General features: G+C 64.5%; 30 protein-coding genes. All 30 read right to left on the reverse strand.

What is annotated here, in order from left to right; all coding sequences use genetic code 11:
• Positions 1-912 (reverse strand): DNA-directed RNA polymerase subunit alpha (locus VLA96_06315; GenBank protein ID HSE48805.1); only part of this gene is annotated, 912 nt, incomplete at its 3' end.
• Positions 913-1,061: 149 nt separating this feature from the next.
• On the reverse strand, positions 1,062-1,691 hold the full coding sequence (gene rpsD, locus VLA96_06320) for a 30S ribosomal protein S4 (GenBank protein HSE48806.1): 630 nt from the start codon (positions 1,689-1,691) through the stop codon (positions 1,062-1,064).
• A gap of 126 nt (positions 1,692-1,817) precedes the next feature.
• Positions 1,818-2,282, reverse strand: a complete 465-nt coding sequence (rpsK, locus tag VLA96_06325; protein ID HSE48807.1) for a 30S ribosomal protein S11 — start codon at positions 2,280-2,282, stop codon at positions 1,818-1,820.
• Positions 2,282-2,668 (reverse strand): 30S ribosomal protein S13, encoded by a 387-nt coding sequence (gene rpsM / locus VLA96_06330; protein HSE48808.1) that lies wholly within the window; start codon positions 2,666-2,668, stop codon positions 2,282-2,284. The genes rpsK and rpsM overlap by 1 nt, the downstream gene beginning before the upstream one ends.
• A 3-nt stretch (positions 2,669-2,671) precedes the next feature.
• The gene (rpmJ, locus tag VLA96_06335; protein HSE48809.1) at positions 2,672-2,785 is read right to left on the reverse strand and encodes a 50S ribosomal protein L36; all 114 of its coding nucleotides are present in this window, start codon (positions 2,783-2,785) and stop codon (positions 2,672-2,674) included.
• A gap of 47 nt (positions 2,786-2,832) precedes the next feature.
• Positions 2,833-3,051, reverse strand: a complete 219-nt coding sequence (gene infA, locus VLA96_06340; GenBank protein ID HSE48810.1) for a translation initiation factor IF-1 — start codon at positions 3,049-3,051, stop codon at positions 2,833-2,835.
• A gap of 148 nt (positions 3,052-3,199) precedes the next feature.
• Positions 3,200-3,952, reverse strand: a complete 753-nt coding sequence (gene map / locus VLA96_06345; GenBank protein HSE48811.1) for a type I methionyl aminopeptidase — start codon at positions 3,950-3,952, stop codon at positions 3,200-3,202.
• Positions 3,953-3,960: 8 nt separating this feature from the next.
• Positions 3,961-4,650, reverse strand: coding sequence for an adenylate kinase (locus VLA96_06350; GenBank protein ID HSE48812.1), 690 nt, complete (start codon positions 4,648-4,650; stop codon positions 3,961-3,963).
• 111 nt (positions 4,651-4,761) lie between these two features.
• The gene (secY, locus tag VLA96_06355) at positions 4,762-6,174 is read right to left on the reverse strand and encodes a preprotein translocase subunit SecY (GenBank protein ID HSE48813.1); all 1,413 of its coding nucleotides are present in this window, start codon (positions 6,172-6,174) and stop codon (positions 4,762-4,764) included.
• A gap of 26 nt (positions 6,175-6,200) precedes the next feature.
• Complete coding sequence (rplO, locus tag VLA96_06360; protein ID HSE48814.1) at positions 6,201-6,740, reverse strand: 50S ribosomal protein L15; 540 nt, start codon at positions 6,738-6,740, stop codon at positions 6,201-6,203.
• A 66-nt stretch (positions 6,741-6,806) separates the two neighbouring features.
• Complete coding sequence (gene rpmD / locus VLA96_06365) at positions 6,807-7,010, reverse strand: 50S ribosomal protein L30 (GenBank protein HSE48815.1); 204 nt, start codon at positions 7,008-7,010, stop codon at positions 6,807-6,809.
• Positions 7,010-7,519 carry a 30S ribosomal protein S5 gene (gene rpsE, locus VLA96_06370; protein HSE48816.1) on the reverse strand — a complete coding sequence of 170 codons (510 nt, stop codon included), beginning with the start codon at positions 7,517-7,519 and terminating at the stop codon, positions 7,010-7,012. The genes rpmD and rpsE overlap by 1 nt, the downstream gene beginning before the upstream one ends.
• 15 nt (positions 7,520-7,534) lie before the next feature.
• Complete coding sequence (gene rplR, locus VLA96_06375; protein HSE48817.1) at positions 7,535-7,918, reverse strand: 50S ribosomal protein L18; 384 nt, start codon at positions 7,916-7,918, stop codon at positions 7,535-7,537.
• An 83-nt stretch (positions 7,919-8,001) separates the two neighbouring features.
• Positions 8,002-8,541: a 50S ribosomal protein L6 gene (gene rplF / locus VLA96_06380; GenBank protein HSE48818.1), complete on the reverse strand. Its 540-nt coding sequence runs from the start codon at positions 8,539-8,541 to the stop codon at positions 8,002-8,004.
• Positions 8,542-8,646: 105 nt separating this feature from the next.
• Entirely contained in the window at positions 8,647-9,045 is a 399-nt protein-coding gene (gene rpsH, locus VLA96_06385) for a 30S ribosomal protein S8 (protein HSE48819.1), read from the reverse strand.
• 133 nt (positions 9,046-9,178) lie between these two features.
• Complete coding sequence (locus tag VLA96_06390) at positions 9,179-9,364, reverse strand: type Z 30S ribosomal protein S14 (GenBank protein ID HSE48820.1); 186 nt, start codon at positions 9,362-9,364, stop codon at positions 9,179-9,181.
• Positions 9,365-9,375: 11 nt separating this feature from the next.
• Positions 9,376-9,924 carry a 50S ribosomal protein L5 gene (gene rplE, locus VLA96_06395; protein ID HSE48821.1) on the reverse strand — a complete coding sequence of 183 codons (549 nt, stop codon included), beginning with the start codon at positions 9,922-9,924 and terminating at the stop codon, positions 9,376-9,378.
• Positions 9,925-9,987: 63 nt separating this feature from the next.
• On the reverse strand, positions 9,988-10,323 hold the full coding sequence (rplX, locus tag VLA96_06400; GenBank protein ID HSE48822.1) for a 50S ribosomal protein L24: 336 nt from the start codon (positions 10,321-10,323) through the stop codon (positions 9,988-9,990).
• On the reverse strand, positions 10,324-10,695 hold the full coding sequence (rplN, locus tag VLA96_06405) for a 50S ribosomal protein L14 (protein HSE48823.1): 372 nt from the start codon (positions 10,693-10,695) through the stop codon (positions 10,324-10,326).
• 82 nt (positions 10,696-10,777) lie between these two features.
• Positions 10,778-11,089 (reverse strand): 30S ribosomal protein S17, encoded by a 312-nt coding sequence (gene rpsQ, locus VLA96_06410; GenBank protein ID HSE48824.1) that lies wholly within the window; start codon positions 11,087-11,089, stop codon positions 10,778-10,780.
• A gap of 3 nt (positions 11,090-11,092) precedes the next feature.
• The gene (gene rpmC, locus VLA96_06415; GenBank protein HSE48825.1) at positions 11,093-11,398 is read right to left on the reverse strand and encodes a 50S ribosomal protein L29; all 306 of its coding nucleotides are present in this window, start codon (positions 11,396-11,398) and stop codon (positions 11,093-11,095) included.
• An 8-nt stretch (positions 11,399-11,406) separates the two neighbouring features.
• Positions 11,407-11,817: a 50S ribosomal protein L16 gene (gene rplP, locus VLA96_06420; GenBank protein ID HSE48826.1), complete on the reverse strand. Its 411-nt coding sequence runs from the start codon at positions 11,815-11,817 to the stop codon at positions 11,407-11,409.
• Between the two features lie 44 nt (positions 11,818-11,861).
• Positions 11,862-12,545, reverse strand: coding sequence for a 30S ribosomal protein S3 (gene rpsC, locus VLA96_06425; GenBank protein ID HSE48827.1), 684 nt, complete (start codon positions 12,543-12,545; stop codon positions 11,862-11,864).
• A gap of 11 nt (positions 12,546-12,556) precedes the next feature.
• Positions 12,557-13,012, reverse strand: a complete 456-nt coding sequence (gene rplV, locus VLA96_06430; GenBank protein ID HSE48828.1) for a 50S ribosomal protein L22 — start codon at positions 13,010-13,012, stop codon at positions 12,557-12,559.
• Positions 13,013-13,018: 6 nt separating this feature from the next.
• On the reverse strand, positions 13,019-13,411 hold the full coding sequence (gene rpsS, locus VLA96_06435) for a 30S ribosomal protein S19 (protein ID HSE48829.1): 393 nt from the start codon (positions 13,409-13,411) through the stop codon (positions 13,019-13,021).
• Positions 13,411-14,235: a 50S ribosomal protein L2 gene (rplB, locus tag VLA96_06440; protein HSE48830.1), complete on the reverse strand. Its 825-nt coding sequence runs from the start codon at positions 14,233-14,235 to the stop codon at positions 13,411-13,413. The genes rpsS and rplB overlap by 1 nt, the downstream gene beginning before the upstream one ends.
• 87 nt (positions 14,236-14,322) lie before the next feature.
• Complete coding sequence (locus VLA96_06445) at positions 14,323-14,616, reverse strand: 50S ribosomal protein L23 (protein ID HSE48831.1); 294 nt, start codon at positions 14,614-14,616, stop codon at positions 14,323-14,325.
• Positions 14,616-15,272, reverse strand: a complete 657-nt coding sequence (gene rplD, locus VLA96_06450) for a 50S ribosomal protein L4 (GenBank protein ID HSE48832.1) — start codon at positions 15,270-15,272, stop codon at positions 14,616-14,618. Before rplD ends, VLA96_06445 begins: the two co-directional genes overlap by 1 nt.
• 12 nt (positions 15,273-15,284) lie before the next feature.
• On the reverse strand, positions 15,285-16,058 hold the full coding sequence (rplC, locus tag VLA96_06455) for a 50S ribosomal protein L3 (protein HSE48833.1): 774 nt from the start codon (positions 16,056-16,058) through the stop codon (positions 15,285-15,287).
• A 133-nt stretch (positions 16,059-16,191) separates the two neighbouring features.
• Positions 16,192-16,521 carry a 30S ribosomal protein S10 gene (rpsJ, locus tag VLA96_06460; protein HSE48834.1) on the reverse strand — a complete coding sequence of 110 codons (330 nt, stop codon included), beginning with the start codon at positions 16,519-16,521 and terminating at the stop codon, positions 16,192-16,194.
• Positions 16,522-16,755 lie beyond the last annotated feature (234 nt).

Genomic DNA, 16,755 nt, shown 5'->3' on the forward strand with positions numbered 1-16,755 from the left:
CTCCTTGATCTCGTTGAGCGACTTGCGGCCGAAGTTCTTGGTCTTGAGCATCTCGGCCTCGGTCTTCTGGACCAGCTCGCCGATGGTCTGGATATTCGCGTTCTTGAGGCAGTTGTAGCTGCGAACGGAAAGCTCCAGCTCCTCGACCGAGCGGTTGAGGTTCTCGTTGCGGATCTCGGGCTTGGAATCGGAGGCGGCTTCGGCTTCGAGCTCTTCCTCGAAGTTGATGAAGATCGCCATGTGATCCTTGAGCAGCTTGGCGGCGAGGCCGAGCGCGTCGGTGGGCGTGACGGAGCCGTTGGTCCAGAGCTCGAGGGTCAGCTTGTCGTAGTCGGTGATCTGGCCGAGACGCGCGGCTTCGACGGTGTAGTTCACCTTGCGGACGGGCGAGTGGACCGAGTCGATGGGGATGAAGCCCAGGCCGAGGTCCTCGTCGAAGTTCTTGTCGGCGGCGACGTAGCCGCGGCCGCGCTTGAGGCGCATCTCCATGTCGAGCTTGCCGCCCTCGGAGATGGTGGCGATGTAGACCTCTTTGTCGAGGATCTCGACGTCGCCGTCGGCCTCGATCATGCCGCTGGTGACGACGCCCGGCTGGTCGGACTTCAGGTAGATGGCCTTGGGGCCTTCGCCGTTCAGCTTGAAGGGCACCTGCTTGAGGTTGAGGATGATGTCGGTGGCGTCCTCGACCACGCCCTGGATGGACTGGAACTCGTGGAGCACGCCCTCGATCTTGACGGCGGTGACGGCCGCGCCCTCGATGGAGCTGAGCAGGACGCGCCGCAGGGCGTTGCCCACGGTGGTGCCGAAGCCGCGCTCGAAGGGCTGCGCCCAGAAGCGGCCGTACTTGTCGGTGAGCGTCTCGGTGTCGGTGGCTAGACGCTTGGGTTTCTGAAAACCTTTCCAAAGTACCATTTGCGTTTTTCTCCTTCGCCCATTCGGCTCACCGCGGCCTCCCCATGCGGCCCGCATGAGGTCGTGCTCCGCAGCGGCCCATCTGGTGCGAATGCGGGCCGAAAACTGTTTGGCGCGCGAACGGCGGGCGAGTCGCCCGCCTCCCCACGCTACTTGCTGTACAGCTCGACGATGAGCTGCTCGTTCACCGGCATCTGGATCTCTTCGCGCTTGGGCAGCGAAAGGACCTTGGCGGTGAAGTTATCGCGGTCGGCGGAGATCCACGTGGGCACCGCCTGGTGCGAGGTGACTTCCTTGGCCTGCTCGACGACGGTGAGCTTGCGGCTCTTCTCGCGGATGGCGATGGTGTCGCCGGTCGAGACCTGGTACGACGGGATGTTGACCTTCTTGCCGTTGACCTCGATGTGGCCGTGGCGAACGAGCTGTCGCGCCTGGCGCCGCGCGACCGCGAACCCGAGGCGGTAGACGACGTTGTCGAGACGGCGCTCGAGCTGCTGGAGGAGCGCTTCGCCGGTCACGCCCTTGGAGCGCGCGGCCTTCTCGAAGTAATTGCGGAACTGCTTCTCGAGCGTGAAGTACATGCGCTTGGTCTTCTGCTTCTCGCGCAGCTGGAGGCCGTAGCCGACGATCTTGGCCTTGCGGTCCTTGCCATGCTGACCGGGAGCGAAGTTGCGCTTCTCCACCGGGCACTTCTCGGTGAAGCACTTCTGCCCCTTGAGGAACAACTTCATGCCCTCGCGGCGGCAGAGACGACAGACTGCATCTTTGTAACGAGCCATTCTTCTCCTTCTTCCTTGTTTCGGGGTCGATCAGTTTACGCGCGACGGAGGGCGCTTCTTCCTGATCCATTCTCAGTACCGAGTACCGAGTCGTGGTGCGCTCCATTCGGCGCGCACCGGTATTGCTTACACTCTGCGGCGCTTCGGCGGACGGCACCCGTTGTGCGGGATCGGGGTGACGTCGCGGATGGAGCGCACCTCGATGCCGGCGGCAGCGAGCGCGCGGATGGCGGACTCGCGACCCGAACCCGGACCCGAGACGCGGACATCCACCGAGCGCAGGCCGTGCTCGCGCGCCATGTTGGCGGCGTTCATGGCCGCCTGCTGCGCGGCGAAGGGCGTGCCCTTGCGCGAGCCGCGGAAGCCGAGCGAGCCCGAGCTCTTCCAGGAGATCGTCTGGCCACCCTGGTCGGTGATGGTCACGATGGTGTTGTTGAACGACGCCTGGATGTGCACGAGCCCGTGCGGGACGTGCTTCTTCTCGCGCTTCTTGAAGGCCTTCTTCTTGCCCTTCTTTTCGGGCGCTCCGGTTGCAGGCGCTCCGGCTGCGGCGCCGGCCTGGGCTGAGGGCTGCTTGGGTTCTTTCGCCATTATGTCTTCGCGACCGCCTTTTTCTTGTTCGCCACCGTGCCCTTGCGCGGTCCCTTGCGGGTGCGGGCGTTGGTGTGCGTGCGCTGCCCGCGGACGGGCAGGTTCTTGCGGTGCCGGGAGCCGCGGTACGAGCCGATCTCGATGAGGCGCTTGATGTGGAGCTGGACATCCTTGCGGAGGTCGCCCTCGACGCCGCCTTCGCCCTCGATGACCTGGCGGATGCGGTTGACCTCTTCTTCGTTGAGGTCCTGCACCTTCTTGGTGGGCTCGACGTTGGCGGCCGCGACGATGCGGCGCGAGCGCGGATGCCCGATGCCGTAGATGTAGGTGAGCGCGACGTCCACGTGCTTGTTACGCGGGAGATCGACGCCTGCAATGCGTGCCATGGATTATCCCTGCCTCTGTTTGTGCTTCGAATTCTCGCAGATCACGCGCACCACACCCTTGCGGTGGATGATCTTGCACTTGTCGCAAATCTTCTTGACCGATGCCCGAACTTTCATAAAACCGTTTCTCGTTTCTTGTTTCTTGTTTCTCGAAAGACCAAAACCTACTTGTAGCGATACACGATGCGGCCGCGCGTCAGGTCGTAGGGCGAGAGTTCCACCGCGACCCGGTCGCCCGGAAGGATGCGGATGAAGTTCTTGCGCATGCGTCCGGAGACATGGGCGAGGACCTGATGCTTGTTCTCCAGTTCCACCCGGAACATGGCGTTGGGCAGGGGTTCCAGGACCACTGCCATGACTTCAATCGCGTCTTCCTTGCTCATTTACCTCTTTCAGTCGCCCCTACGGGGCTTCGTTCCGCTTCGCTACCTGACCCAGCGCTAAAGCGCTGGGCTAAACTCGATCGCCGGAACGCGGCTTGTTCCCTTGCCCGACCCGGCGGGGCGAGTCGCCCGCCTGCACATAATCCTTCTAGGCCGTAAGCACCAGCGGGCCGTCTTTCGTGACGGCGACGCAATGCTCGAAGTGCGCGCTGATCGAGCCGTCCTCGGTCACCGCGGTCCAGTTATCGGCGAGCACGCGCGCGCCCGGCTTGCCGGCGTTGACCATCGGTTCGATGGCCAGCACCATGCCCTCCCGCAGCCGCGCGCCGTGACCCGGCGTCCCGAAATTGGGGACCTGCGGGTCTTCGTGCAGCTTGGTGCCGATGCCGTGGCCGACGAAATCGCGCACCACGCTGAAGCCGTTGGCCTCGACGACTTCCTGCACGGCGGCGCCGACGTCGCCGACGGTGTTGCCGATGCGCACCTTCTCGATGGCGCGCGCCAGCGAAGCCTCGGTCACCTGGAGCAGCTTCTGCGCCGTCGGCGTGATCTTCTCGCCGACGGCGACGGTGATGGCCGCGTCGCCGTAGTAGCCGTCGAGCACCACGCCGCAGTCGATGGAGACGATGTCGCCATCCGCCAGCTTGCGCTTCTCCGACGGGATGCCATGCACGATCTCGTTGTTCACGCTCGTGCACAACACGCAGGGATAATCGTGATATCCCTTGAACGCCGGCTTGGCGCCCAGCTCGCGCACGCGCTTTTCCGCGTGCCGTTCCAGGTCCATCGTGCTGACTCCCGGCTTCGCCATCGCCCTGAGCTCGTCGAGCACCGTGCGGACGATCCCGCCGCTGCGGCGCATCTTTTCGAGCTCACTCGCTGACTTACAGACGATGGGCATCCTCGTGTTCACGGCCGCGCCTTATCGAGCGCGGCAAACGCCTGTCCGGTCACGTCGTCGATCGCCTTGGCGCCGTCGAGCGCGCGCAAGCGCCCCTGCGACTGGTAGTAGTCGGTCAGAGGCGCCGTCTGCCGCTCGTAGGCTTTCAGGCGTTCGGCGATGACTTCCTCGGTGTCGTCCTTGCGCGTGACGAGCTTCGCCCCGTCGACGTCACAAAGCTCATCGACCTTGGGAGGTTGCAGATGAACGTTGTAGATGCGACCGCAGGTGGGACAAGTACGACGCCCGGTGAGCCGGCCCAGCAATTCATTATAACCGACCTGAATATCGACCACAACCGGGGCGGTGTGGCTATCCTTCTGATCCTTAAGGTACTTATCGAGCCACTGCGCCTGCGCCAGGGTGCGCGGAAAGCCGTCCAAGATGTACCCGCGCGCGCAGTCGGGTTGCCGCAGGCGGTCGGCGACCATCTGCTGCACCAGCTCGTCGGGTACCAGGTTGCCGCTCTCCATGATGGCCTTGGCCTTCTTGCCCAGCTCCGTGCCGGAGGCAACGTTGGCCCGCAGGATGTCTCCGGTGGAGATCTGCGGGATGCCGTAGTGCTCGGCGATGCGCTTGGCCTGGGTGCCCTTGCCGGCGCCCGGAGGTCCGAGCAGGACTACCGGTCCGATCGCGCGTTGTGTAGCGGTGCTAGCCATGGTTCCTTCGTTTCTGCCTGCGTTGCCCGAATTTCCCCGAACCTTGCGTCATCGGCTAAAGCCGACTTGAACCTTCTCAACTTGTACGGACACGGCTCAAGCCGCGCCCTGCTACCAGGCGCGACGGCCGCGGATGCGACCGCTGCGCGGGGTGAAACCTTCGTAGTGGCGCATGATGAGCTGCGCCTCGATCTGCTGCACGGTGTCCATCGCGACGCCGACCACGATCAGCAGCGACGTGCCGCCGAAGTAGAAGTTCACGCCCAGGCCGTTGGTGATCCAGGTGGGCAGGTTGGCGAAGAAGTCGCCGCCCAGCCAGCGCGGCAGGTGATGGAGGTGGATGCCGGCGATCATCCATTCGGGGATGAGCGAGATGAGGATGAGGTAGAGCGCGCCGACCAAGGTGATGCGCGTGAGCACCTCGTTGATGAAGTCGGAGGTGCGGCGGCCCGGGCGGATGCCGGGGATGAACCCGCCGTACTTGCGCATGTTGTCGGCGACCTCGGTCGGGTTGAACACGATCGAGACGTAGAAGTAGGCGAAGAAGATGATGCCGCCGACGTAGAGCAGCGTGTAGAGCGGCTCTCCCCAGCGCATGGCTTCGAGCGTGGGCGCGAGCCAGTTCTTCATGAAAGCGTTGGTGGAGTTCTTCACGAAAGGCTCGATCATCAGCGGGAAGCTGAGGATGGAGGACGCGAAGATGACCGGCATGACACCGCCGGTGTTGACGCGCAGCGGCAGGAACGTGCTCTGCCCGCCCATGACCTTGCGGCCGACGACGCGCTTGGCGTACTGCACCGGGATCCGGCGTTCGCTGCGTTCGACGAAGACGATGAAGGCGACCACCGCGATCATGAGCGCGATGAGCGCGACCATGGCGACGGGAGTGAGCGCGCCCCAGGCGTTGGTGCGGACTTTCTCCCAGAGGTCGAAGATGGCGCGGGGCAGGCCGACGACGATGCCGGCGAAGATGAGCAGCGACATGCCGTTGCCGACGCCGCGCTCGGTGATCTGCTCGCCCAGCCACATGATGAAGGCCGAGCCCGCGGTCAGGGTGATCATCGTCATGATGCGGAAGCCCCAGCCGGGGTGAAGCACGATCTGCTCGCCCTGGATGCGCTCCAGCGTGATGGCAATGCCGAACGACTGCATGGCGGAGAGCGCCACCGTGAGGTAGCGGGTCCACTGGGTGATCTTGCGGCGGCCGAGCTCGCCTTCCTTTTGCAGGCGCGCGAGCGGCTCGTACACCACCGTCAAGAGTTGCAGGATGATGGACGAGGTGATGTACGGCATGATGCCGAGGGCGAAGACGGTCAACTTGCGGAAGTTGCCGCCGGAGAACAGGTCGTAGAAGCCGAGCAGCGAGCCCGCCTGCTGCTCGAAGGCCCGCGTGAGCGCCTCGGGATTGATGCCGGGCGTGGGGATGTGCGAGCCCAGGCGATAGACCGCCAGCATCGCGAGCGTGAAGAGCACACGCTTGCGCAGGTCTGGAATGCGGAAGATATTTGCCAGCTTCTCGAGCATTGACGTTTCCGGTTTCCTGTTTCCCGTTACGGCTGCTTCTTTTTCGGCTTGGACTCGGCCTTGGGCTCAGCCTTGGCCTTGGGCTCAGCCTTGGCCTTGGGCTCGGACTTCGTTGGCGCTTCCACCGCGCCGATGACGAGGATCTTGCCGCCGGCCTTGGTGATCTTCTCCTCGGCCGACTTGGAGAACTTGTGCGCGCGGACGGTGAGCGCCTGCTTCAGTTCGCCGTCCCCCAGGACCTTCACGGGCACGCTGCTCTTGCGCACGGCGCCGGCTTCGTAGAGCGAGTCGGGCGTGACTTCCTTCTGGCCGAGCGTGGCCAGGGTCTCCAGGTTCACGATCTGGTACTCCTGGCGGAAGATGTTGTTGAAGCCGCGCTTCGGAACGCGGCGGTGGAGCGGCATCTGGCCGCCTTCGAAGCCGCGCATCATGCGCGAGCCGGAGCGCGAGCGCTGGCCCTTGTGACCGCGAGTCGAGGTCTTGCCCATGCCCGAGCCCATGCCGCGGCCCACGCGCTTCTTGTTCGAGTTCGAGCCCTTCGGTGCTTTGATGGTAGAAAGATTCATAAATCCTGCTGTTGGCTGTTGGCTATGGGCGATCGGCGCCTAGCTTCCAGCAGCCAGCAAATCTCCTTACTGAACGATCTCGACTAAATGCGGTACCTTGTTGACCATGCCGCGGATCGAGGGCGTGTCTTCGCGCTCGATGACCTGGTTCAGCCGCGTGAAGCCCAGGCCTTTGACGACCTTCTTGTGCTTCACCGGCGCCTGGATGAACGAGCGGACCCATTTGATGCGGATGGTGCCCTGCTTGGCGGACTTCTTTTCAGCGGTCATTAGAGCTCCTCGGCCGTCTTGCCGCGCAGCGCCGCGACTTCCTTGCGGTCACGCAGCTTCTTGAGCGCGTCAAAGGTGGCCTTGATGACGTTGTGTGGGTTCGCCGTCCCGATGGACTTGGTGAGCACGTTCTGCACGCCCGCGGAGGTCATGACCGCGCGCACGGCGCCGCCGGCGATGACGCCGGTGCCTTCCGGCGCGGGCTTGAGCAGCACCATGCCCGAGCCGAAGCGCCCGAGCGAGGTGTGCGGGATGGTGGTGTCCTTCAGGTGGACGCGCACGAGGTTCTTCTTGGCGGCTTCGATGCCCTTGCGAATGGCCTGGGGCACTTCCTTCGCCTTGCCGGAGCCGTAGCCGACCACGCCGGCGGAGGGGTCGCCGACGACGACGAGCGCGGCGAACGACAGGTTCTTGCCGCCCTTCACGACCTTGGTGACGCGGTTGATGGCCACGACCTGATCTTTCAGGTTGTACTTTCCGGCGTCGAGTCTCTTCATCACTGTTGGCATTGAGGTCTCTTCTTCCTAGAACTTGAGTCCGGCTTCACGGGCGGCGTCGGCCAAAGCCTTCACGCGCCCGTGGTAGATGTAGCCGCCGCGGTCGAACACCACCTGCTCGACGCCCTTGGCCTTGGCGCGCTCGGCGATGAGCTTGCCGATGGCCTTGGCGCTGGCGACGTTGCCGCCCGTCTTCTTACCCTTGGCTTTCGCGCCCTTGGCCTCGGCCTTCTCGTTGGTGGAGGCGGAGACGATGGTCTTGCCGGCCAGGTCGTCGATGAGCTGGACGTAGATGTGGTTCAGCGAGCGGTAGACGTTGAGCCGCGGCCGCTCGGCCGTGCCCGACAGCTTCTCGCGAATGCGCACGTGCACGCGCTTGCGGATGACGTTCTTTTCGCGTTGCGGAATCATGATTTTCTTCCTGCTTCCACGTTTTTCTCGGTGAGATCCTTCGGCCGCCGCGGCGGCCTCAGGATGACACCGCGCAAATCTCGTTACTTCGCTCCGGTCTTGCCGACCTTCTTCTTCAAGCGCTCGCCGGCGTAGCGGACACCCTTGTTCTTGTACGGGTCGGGCGGACGCAGGCTGCGCATCTCGGCGGCGACCTGCCCGATCTTCTGGCGGTCGATGCCGGTGAGCGTGAGCCTGGTCTGCTTCGGGTCCACCGTGCACTCGATGCCGCTCGGCAGCGGATATTCGATGGGGTGCGAGTAGCCGAGCGAGAACACCACGGTGCCCTTGCCCTTCATCTCGGCGCGGTAGCCGATGCCGACGATCTCGAGTTCGCGGACCCAGCCCTTGGTGACGCCTTCCATGGCGTTGTTGACGAGCGCGCGGGCGAGCCCGTGCAGCGCGGCCTGGTCGTCGGACTCGCGGACCGCGAGCAGGTTGCCGTCCTTCTGCTCCAGCTTGATGCCGGGCGGGAGGGGCTGCTCCATCTTGCCCTTCGGCCCCTGCAAGCGCACGAGGTTGCCGGCGATCTCGACCTTCACGCCTTGCGGCACCGGGATAGGTTTCTTACCGATTCTCGACATTGCTTCCGTTTCCTTTCGAGTCCGTACTCAGGGCCCGCTCTCACGGACCCGACTTCCTCGTTGTTCGGAGACGGCCAGAAGGCCGTCTCTACTGAAGGTCCTTTCCTAGTAGATCTCGCACAGCACTTCACCGCCGACGCCTTCCTTGCGCGCCTGGCGGCCGGTCATCACGCCCTTGGGCGTGGTGAGGATGTTGATGCCGAGCCCGCCGAGCACGCGCGGGATCTCGTTGCGTCCGACGTAGACGCGGCAGCCGGGGCGCGAGACGCGCGCCAGCTGCGAGATGGTGGCCTCGTTGTTCGGGCCGTACTTCAGGTAGACGCGGATGAGCTTGCGCCCTTCCTCCTCCGTGGCCTTGAAGTTCGCGATGTAGCCCTCCTCCTTGAGGATGCGGGCCATCTCGAGCTTCAGCTTCGAAGCCGGGACGTCAACCTTCTGCTGCTTGGCCTGGATCGCGTTGCGCACGCGCGCCAGGAAATCTGCGACCGGATCGGTCAGACTCATCTATTGCTCTCCTCACGTCACCCGTTCGTCCGCAGTGGCGGAAACCAGCGGTGACGAAACTAAAAAATCGGTTTCGCGTTTCGGGTCTCAAGTTTCGAGGCTGGAAACATGAAACTTGAAACCTGAAACTTCCTTACCAGGACGACTTCGAGACCCCGGGGATCTCGCCCTTGAGGGCGAGCCCGCGGAAGCACAGGCGGCACACTCCGAACTTCCGGAGGTACGCGCGCGGGCGTCCGCAGAGCTTGCAGCGGTTGTGCTGGCGGCTCTTGAACTTGGGTTTCCGAGCGTCCTTGACCATCTTTGCCGTGGTTGCCATGTTTTCCTTTGCTATGCCGCCGTCCGAAAGGGCATTCCGAGAAGCTTCAGCAGCGAGCGTGCTTCGTTGTCGTTCTTGGCCGTGGTGACGATGGTGATGTTCATGCCCATCATCTTGTCGACCTTGGCGTAATCGATCTCCGGGAAGACGAGCTGGTCCTTGAGGCCGAGGGTGTAGTTGCCGCGGCCGTCGAAGGACTTGGTGGAGACGCCGCGGAAGTCGCGGACGCGCGGCAGCGCGGTGTTCACCAGGCGGTCGAAGAACTCGTACATGCGGTCGCCGCGCAGGGTGACCATGGCGCCGATGGGCATGTTCTCGCGCACCTTGAAGGCCGCGATGGACTTCTTGGCGCGCGTGATGACCGGCTTCTGCCCGGTGATCTCGCCCAGGTCGCGGACGGCGGGGTCGAGCACCTTCGCGTTCTGCGTGGCTTCGCCCACCCCCATGTTGACGACGATCTTGTGAAGGTGCGGCACGGCCATCGGGTTCTTCATCCCGAACTCCTTCATCAGGGCCGGCGCGACTTCCTTATCGAATTTCTGCTTCAGTCTGGCTGCCATTTCCTCGGTCTACCTTCTCCCACGGTTTCCGGTTCGACGGGTTCGTGGGGTCTTCCTGGGGTGTCACTTCTTGCCTTCGAGCGTGTTGCCGCAGCGTTTGCAGACGCGCACGTGCTGGTCGCCCTTCTTCTCGTGGCCGACGCGCACCGGGCGCGTGCAGTCGGGGCACATCAGCATCACGTTGGAGAGCGAGATGGCGCTTTCCTGCTCGGCAATGCCGCCCTTGATGTTGCGCTGCGGATTGGGGCGCACGTTCTTCTTCACCACGCCGACGTGCTCGACGAGGATGCGCTTGGTGTCGGGGAAGACGCGCAGCACGCGCCCCTGCTTGCCGCGGTCCTTGCCCGAGATGACCTTCACCGTGTCGTTCCGGCGGATATCAACGGTCGTCTGCGACATCTAGAGCACCTCCGGGGCCAGGGAAACGATCTTGAGGAACTTCTTTTCGCGCAGCTCGCGGGCGACGGGCCCGAAGACGCGCGTGCCGACCGGCTCGCCGGCTTCGTTGATCAGCACCGCGGCGTTCTGGTCGAAGCGGATGTAGGTGCCGTCCTTGCGGCGATGCTCCTTGCGCGCGCGGACCAGCACGGCCTTGACCACGGTGCCTTTCTTGACGGTGCCGTCAGGCGAAGCTTCCTTGACCGCGGCGGTGAAGACGTCGCCGAGGTGCGCGGTGAGGCCGGCGCCGCCGCCGAGCGGCAAGATCATCTGCAGCTTGCGGGCGCCGGAGTTGTCGGCGACCTCGAGCATCGATCTCATCATGACTGCCATGTTCGTTTCTCCGGGGTAAAGCCCCTTGTCAACCTCGTCCTGGACGCGGCCCTCTTCAGGTCGTGCCCTGATACAAAGACCGTTACGACGCCTGCTCGGCTTCCTCAGCCAGGGCGGCGCGCTGGATGATGTTCTTCAGGCGCCAGCGCTTGAGCTTCGAGAGCGGGCGCGTCTCCTCGATCTCGACAAAATCGCCGACGTGCGCCTCGCCCTTCTCGTCGTGCGCGTAGAACTTCTTGGAGCGCTGCACGACGCGCTTGTAGAGCGGGTGCGCCTTCTGGCGGTTGGTCTCGACCACGATGGTCTTCGCCATCTTGGTGGAGACGACCTGGCCGATCTTGGTGTTGCGGTCCGACTGCGCCGGCGCCGCTGCTGCCTGTTTCTTCTCGGCCATGGCCTACTTCCTCCCCGTGGCGGTCTTCTTCTCCGCCTTCTTGGCGGGCTTCGCCTCCGCCTTCGCGGCCGGCTTCTCCGAGGCCACCGGCTTGGAGCCGTTGGCGCCGGCGAGCTCCTGCTCGCGCGCGATGGTCTTGACCCGGGCGATCTCCCGCCGGAGCCCGCGGATCTTCTTCAAGCTCTCCGTCTGTCCCATCTTCATCTGGAACTTGAGGCGGAAGAGCTGGTCGTTGAGGTCCCGCTGCTGCTGCCGGAGCTCTTCCGGCGTCAGGTTGCGGACCTTGTCTGCAGTGAGTCCTTTAGCCATAGCTTCCTCTAGTGCGCTCCGTGCCGCGAGACGACCTTGGTCTTGAGCGGCAGCTTGTGCGACGCCAGGCGGAGCGCCTCATCGGCTTCCGCGAACGTGACGCCTTCCATCTCGAACAGGATCTTGCCGGGGCGGACGACGGCGACCCAGTGGTCGGGCGCGCCCTTGCCCTTGCCCATACGGGTCTCGGCCGGCTTCTTGGTGACTGGCTTGTCGGGGAACAGGCGCAGCCAAACTTTGCCGCCGCGCTTGATGAAGCGCGTCATGGCGACACGGCTGGCCTCGATCTGGCGGTCGGTGATCCAGCCGGGCTCGAGCACCTTCAGGCCGTAATCGCCGAAGGCGAGCTCGGAGCCGCGCCACGCCTTGCCGCGCATGCGTCCGCGCTGCTGCTTGCGATACTTCACTTTCTTTGGCATCAACATAATGAGTTCTCAGTCCCGAGTTGCGAGTTGCGAGTACCCTAGAACGCTCCGGCGCCGGGGATGGGCGGCGTTGCGGCCGCTTCCTTGCCCTTCTTGGTCGCGAAGATCTCGCCCTTGTAGATCCAGCACTTCACGCCGATGACGCCGTAGGTGGTCTTGGCTTCCGAGAAGCCGTACTCGATGTCGGCGCGCAGCGTGTGCAGGGGCAGGCGACCCTGCAGGTACCACTCGGAGCGCGCGATCTCGTTGCCGTTCAAGCGGCCGGAGACGCGCACCTTGATGCCCTTGCAGCCGAAGCGCAGCGCGGAATCGACCGCCTTGCGCATGGCGCGGCGGAAGCCGACGCGCTTCTCGAGCTGGAGCGCGATGTTCTCCGACACCAGCTGGGCGTCCAGCTCGGGCTTGTGCACCTCCTGGATGTCGATGAAGACCTCGCGATTGGTGCGCTTCTGGAGCTCCTGCTTGAGCTTGTCGATCTCGGCGCCCTTGCGGCCGATGATGATGCCGGGCCGCGCGGTCTTGATGATGATGCGCAGCTTGTTGCCGGGGCGCTCGATCTCGATGGCGCTGACGCCGGCCGACTTGAGCTTGTCCTTGAGCTCGGCCTTGAGCTTCACGTCCTCGAGCAGCAGCTTGTCGTAGTCGCGCACGCTGATCCAGCGCGACTTCCACGGCTTGGTGTAGCCGAGGCGGAATCCGTAAGGATGTACCTTCTGTCCCATCGTTTTTCCTTTTACTTCTTCGCCGCGGACTTCTTCTTGCCCGCGGTCTTGCCCTTGGTCCTGGCCTGCGCCGCGGGAGCTTCCGTCTCGTCGGTGACGACGGTGGCTTTCCCGTTGGCGCCTTTTTCCGCCAGCGCGATCTCGATGTGCGCGATGCGGCGCTGGTAGCGATACGCGCGCCCCATCGGCGCCGGGCGGATGCGCTTCATGCGCGGTCCTTCGTTGGCGATCGCGCGCTTCACGTACAGGTTGTCGACGTCGACGTCCAGACCCTTCTCCTGGCTCAGGTAGTTGGCGTTCTCGATGGCCGAGCGCAGCAGCTTCTGGATGTCGGGCGCGATGCCCTTCTTGGTGAACATGAGGGTGTTCATCGCCTCTTCGACGCGGCGTCCCTTGATGAGATCGAGGACGAGGCGCGCCTTCTGCGGCGATACCCGGATGTAACGTGCTTCAGCTCTGAATTCCATATCTCGTTATCCCTTCGCCGGTGGCGCGCCGCCCGCCGGAGGCGCCGGAGTCCCCGCGGGGACCGGGGCGCCCGGCCCGCCGGGCACGCCGCCCTGCGGACGCGAGGCCGCGGCAGCCGCCGCAGCGACTTCCGCCGCCGACTTCATGGAGTGCGCCTTGAAGATGCGCGTGGGGGAGAACTCGCCGAGCTTGTGCCCCACCATGTTCTCGGTGACGTACACCGGGATGAACTTCTTGCCGTTGTGCACCGCGATGGTGTGTCCGACCATCTCGGGGGAGATGGTCGAGCGGCGCGACCAGGTGCGCACGACCTTCTTGTCGTTGCGCTGGTTCATGTCGTCGATCTTCTTCAACAGGTGCCCGTCGATGAACGGGCCCTTCTTCAGGCTGCGCGCCATTATTTGCTCCTGCGCTGGACGATGAACTTGTCCGTCCGCTTGTTGTTTCTGGTCTTGTAGCCGCGGGTGGGCTGTCCCCAGGGCGTGACGGGGTGACGGCCGCCGGAGGTCTTGCCCTCGCCGCCGCCGTGCGGGTGGTCGACCGGGTTCATGACGACGCCGCGGTTGACCGGCTTGCGACCGAGCCAGCGGGTGCGCCCGGCCTTGCCGATGGAGACGTTCTCGTGGTCGAGGTTGCCGACCTGGCCGATGGTGGCCATGCAATCGATCATGACCTTGCGGGTCTCGCCGGAAGGCAGCTTGATGAGCGCCCAGTCGCCTTCCTTGGCGACCAGCTGCGCGGAGCCGCCGGCGGAACGCACCATCTGCGCGCCCTTGCCCGGCTTGAGCTCGATGTTGTGGACGGTGGTGCCGGCCGGGATGTTCTTCAGCGGCAGCGCATTGCCCACCAGGATGTCGGCGTCGGGGCCGCTCATCAGCTTCTGCCCGACGGTGAGGCCGACCGGCTGGAGGATGTAGCGCTTCTCGCCGTCGGCGTAGCTGAGCAGCGCGATGCGCGCCGAGCGGTTCGGGTCGTACTCGATGGAGAGCACGGTGGCCGGGATGCCGGCCTTGTCGCGCTTGAAATCGATGACGCGCAGCTTGCGCTTGTGCCCGCCGGCGCGATGCCAGATGGTGATGTCGCCCGAGTTGCGGCGCCCACCGGTGCGTTTCTTGGACTCCAGCAGCGGCTTGTGCGGGCGGTCGGTCGTCAGATCATCGTTGACGATGTTCGTGCGATACCGGATCGCCGGCGTGTACGGTCTGTATGTCTTGATCGCCATAATCTCTTCTTCTCTTGTCGGTCGCTAACCTTCAGCGGCCATAGTTGCTGCTTTTCTCCTAGCGACTAGCAACTAGCCGCTAGCGACTTACATGTTCTGCGCGTACTCCGGCATCTTCTCGCCGGACTTTAGCTTGACGTACGCCTTCTTCCAGTCGGGGCGATAGCCGGCGAACTTGCCGCGGCGGCGCTCCTTGCCCTGGAAGTTGGAGGTGCGCACCGAGCTGACCTTCACCTTGAAGATCTGCTGCACGGCTTCCTTGACCTCGGTCTTGGTCGCTTTCGCGGCGACCTCGAACACGAGCGTCCCTTCGGTCTCTTTCGCGCCCAATCCCTTTTCCGTGATGATGGGGCGGCGGATGATCTGGTAGGCCGACTTCATTACGCGACCTCCTGCTTGCGCTTGGGCGCGGTAGCCTTCAGCGATTCCTGCAGCTTCTCGAGCGCCTCGCGCGAGAAGATAGCGCGGTCGTAGCGCAGCAGGTGGTAGGGATGCACAGCGTTGCGCGCGACCAGCTCGACGCCCTCGAGGTTGCGAGCCGAGCGCTCGAGGTTCGCGTTGGCGGCGCTGCCATCCACGATCACCGCGGTCTTCTCGACGTGCAGCTTGTCGAGCGCCTGGCGGAAGGCCTTGGTCTTGGCGTCCTTGAGGTCGAAGCTCTCGACCACGGTGAGCTTGCCGTCGGCGAACTTGGCCGCCAGCGCCGAGCGCAGGGCTCCGAAGAGCTTCTTGCGCGGGAACTGGAAGTCATAGGAGCGCGGCTGCGGCCCGTGGACAGTGCCGCCGTGGCGCCAGAGCGGCGAGCGGATGGAGCCCACGCGGGCGCGTCCGGTGCCCTTCTGCCGCCAGAGCTTCTTGCCGGCGCCCGACACCAGCTTCTTGTTCTTGGTGGCGTGCGTGCCGGCGCGCTGCGCGGCGCGGTAGTGCTTCACCGCTTCGTACAGCAGCGCCTCGTTGACCGCGCCGAAGACTTCGTCGGCGAGGTCGAGCGAGCCGACCTTCTTGCCTTCCAGATTGACTACGTCGATCTTTGCCATGGTCGTTTCTCGTTACTTCTTCTTGCCCGCAGCGGCCTTCTTGGCGGCCTTCAACGGGTCGATGGTGGTGGAGCCGGCGAAGCCGCGACGCTCTCTCGGCGGCCTCTTGGCGCGGTTGATCACCACGTACGCGCCCTTGTGGCCCGGCACCGCGCCTTCGACGAACAGCAGATTCTCGTCGAGGTCGATGCCGCGGATCCTGAGGTTGCGCACCGTGACGGCGGCGTCGCCCATGTGGCCGCTCATGCGCTGGTTCGGGAAGACGCGCGACGGGAACGAAGACGCGCCGATCGAGCCCTGCACCTGGAACATGTGGCCGTGCGCGGCGGGTCCGCCCTGGAAGTGGTGCCGGCGAACGACGCCCGCGAAACCGCGTCCCTTGCTGGTGCCGGAGATGTCGACGTACTTCTCGTCCTGGAAGATGTCGACCAGGACCTTGTCGCCGACCTTCAGGCTGCCTTCGGCGGGCTGCTCGCCCTCGGCGGCCTCGGCCTTCTGCTGGCCGTCCTTGCCGTCGACCACGACGCCGACTTCCTTCATGAACTTCACCGGCGGCAGGTTGTGCTTGGCGAAGTGTCCCTTCATCGGCTCGGTGACGTTCTTGCCCTTGACGAACTCGACCAGGCCGATCTGCACGGCGTCGTAGCCGTCCTTGTTCGCCGATTTCTTCTGCGTGATGACGCACGGGCCGGCCTGCAGCACGGTGACCGGGCAGACGTCGCCCTTGTCGTCGAACAGCTGCGTCATGCCGACCTTTTTCCCGAGAATGCCGTTGATGCTTGCCATGATCCCTTATCTCCTCATCATCCGCGCTGAGTGCGGACTGTCGTTGTTCCTGAGATCCTTCGGCCTCGCTTCGCTTCTCTCAGCAGCGGCCTCAAGATGGCGGCCGCGGGCTCAAACGCCCGCGAAACGCCGCCTACTTGTGTTCCTTGCCGAAGGCCTTGATCTCGACGTCGACGCCGGCGGGCAGGTCGAGCTTCATGAGCGCGTCGACCGTCTGCTGCGTGGGCTCAAGGATGTCGAGCAGGCGCTTGTGCGTGCGGATCTCGAACGCCTCGCGCGACTTCTTGTCCACGTGCGGCGAACGCAGCACGCAGTACTTGTTCTTCACCGTGGGTAGCGGGATGGGCCCGGCGATCTGCGCGCCGGTGCGCCGTGCCGTCTCCACGATCTCGCCGGTGGACTGGTCGAGCACGCGGTAGTCGTAGGCTTTCAGCCGGATCCGGATTCTTTCGTTGGTTGCCATTTCGTTTCGCCTCAAAGAGCTCGCGGCTTGATCCTGCCGCTGGTTCCGGGCCTCGAGGCCCGCGTTGATGTTTCGCAGACGCGGGGCCGAAGCCCCGCTCTTCCGCCCTTACTTGATGATCTCCGAGATGGTGCCGGCGCCGACGGTGCGGCCGCCCTCGCGGATGGCGAAGCGCAGGCCCTTCTCCATCGCCACCGGCGTGATCAGCTCGATGGTCAGCGCGACGTTGTCGCC

This window comes from Terriglobales bacterium (assembly GCA_035457425.1).
Lineage (GTDB): Bacteria > Acidobacteriota > Terriglobia > Terriglobales > Acidobacteriaceae > JACPNR01.

Excerpts from the sequence above, each read along its gene's own strand:
- rpsD (HSE48806.1), bottom strand. The coding sequence starts at position 1,691 with ATGGCTCGTTACAAAGATGCAGTCTGTCGTCTCTGCCGCCGCGAGGGC.
- rpsK (HSE48807.1), bottom strand. The coding sequence starts at position 2,282 with ATGGCGAAAGAACCCAAGCAGCCCTCAGCCCAGGCCGGCGCCGCAGCC.
- rpsM (HSE48808.1), bottom strand. The coding sequence starts at position 2,668 with ATGGCACGCATTGCAGGCGTCGATCTCCCGCGTAACAAGCACGTGGAC.
- rpmJ (HSE48809.1), bottom strand. The coding sequence starts at position 2,785 with ATGAAAGTTCGGGCATCGGTCAAGAAGATTTGCGACAAGTGCAAGATC.
- infA (HSE48810.1), bottom strand. The coding sequence starts at position 3,051 with ATGAGCAAGGAAGACGCGATTGAAGTCATGGCAGTGGTCCTGGAACCC.
- map (HSE48811.1), bottom strand. The coding sequence starts at position 3,952 with ATGCCCATCGTCTGTAAGTCAGCGAGTGAGCTCGAAAAGATGCGCCGC.
- VLA96_06350 (HSE48812.1), bottom strand. The coding sequence starts at position 4,650 with ATGGCTAGCACCGCTACACAACGCGCGATCGGACCGGTAGTCCTGCTC.
- secY (HSE48813.1), bottom strand. The coding sequence starts at position 6,174 with ATGCTCGAGAAGCTGGCAAATATCTTCCGCATTCCAGACCTGCGCAAG.
- rplO (HSE48814.1), bottom strand. The coding sequence starts at position 6,740 with ATGAATCTTTCTACCATCAAAGCACCGAAGGGCTCGAACTCGAACAAG.
- rpmD (HSE48815.1), bottom strand. The coding sequence starts at position 7,010 with ATGACCGCTGAAAAGAAGTCCGCCAAGCAGGGCACCATCCGCATCAAA.
- rpsE (HSE48816.1), bottom strand. The coding sequence starts at position 7,519 with ATGCCAACAGTGATGAAGAGACTCGACGCCGGAAAGTACAACCTGAAA.
- rplR (HSE48817.1), bottom strand. The coding sequence starts at position 7,918 with ATGATTCCGCAACGCGAAAAGAACGTCATCCGCAAGCGCGTGCACGTG.
- rplF (HSE48818.1), bottom strand. The coding sequence starts at position 8,541 with ATGTCGAGAATCGGTAAGAAACCTATCCCGGTGCCGCAAGGCGTGAAG.
- rpsH (HSE48819.1), bottom strand. The coding sequence starts at position 9,045 with ATGAGTCTGACCGATCCGGTCGCAGATTTCCTGGCGCGCGTGCGCAAC.
- VLA96_06390 (HSE48820.1), bottom strand. The coding sequence starts at position 9,364 with ATGGCAACCACGGCAAAGATGGTCAAGGACGCTCGGAAACCCAAGTTC.
- rplE (HSE48821.1), bottom strand. The coding sequence starts at position 9,924 with ATGGCAGCCAGACTGAAGCAGAAATTCGATAAGGAAGTCGCGCCGGCC.
- rplX (HSE48822.1), bottom strand. The coding sequence starts at position 10,323 with ATGTCGCAGACGACCGTTGATATCCGCCGGAACGACACGGTGAAGGTC.
- rplN (HSE48823.1), bottom strand. The coding sequence starts at position 10,695 with ATGGCAGTCATGATGAGATCGATGCTCGAGGTCGCCGACAACTCCGGC.
- rpsQ (HSE48824.1), bottom strand. The coding sequence starts at position 11,089 with ATGGCCGAGAAGAAACAGGCAGCAGCGGCGCCGGCGCAGTCGGACCGC.
- rpmC (HSE48825.1), bottom strand. The coding sequence starts at position 11,398 with ATGGCTAAAGGACTCACTGCAGACAAGGTCCGCAACCTGACGCCGGAA.
- rplP (HSE48826.1), bottom strand. The coding sequence starts at position 11,817 with ATGCCAAAGAAAGTGAAGTATCGCAAGCAGCAGCGCGGACGCATGCGC.
- rpsC (HSE48827.1), bottom strand. The coding sequence starts at position 12,545 with ATGGGACAGAAGGTACATCCTTACGGATTCCGCCTCGGCTACACCAAG.
- rplV (HSE48828.1), bottom strand. The coding sequence starts at position 13,012 with ATGGAATTCAGAGCTGAAGCACGTTACATCCGGGTATCGCCGCAGAAG.
- rpsS (HSE48829.1), bottom strand. The coding sequence starts at position 13,411 with ATGGCGCGCAGCCTGAAGAAGGGCCCGTTCATCGACGGGCACCTGTTG.
- rplB (HSE48830.1), bottom strand. The coding sequence starts at position 14,235 with ATGGCGATCAAGACATACAGACCGTACACGCCGGCGATCCGGTATCGC.
- VLA96_06445 (HSE48831.1), bottom strand. The coding sequence starts at position 14,616 with ATGAAGTCGGCCTACCAGATCATCCGCCGCCCCATCATCACGGAAAAG.
- rplD (HSE48832.1), bottom strand. The coding sequence starts at position 15,272 with ATGGCAAAGATCGACGTAGTCAATCTGGAAGGCAAGAAGGTCGGCTCG.
- rplC (HSE48833.1), bottom strand. The coding sequence starts at position 16,058 with ATGGCAAGCATCAACGGCATTCTCGGGAAAAAGGTCGGCATGACGCAG.
- rpsJ (HSE48834.1), bottom strand. The coding sequence starts at position 16,521 with ATGGCAACCAACGAAAGAATCCGGATCCGGCTGAAAGCCTACGACTAC.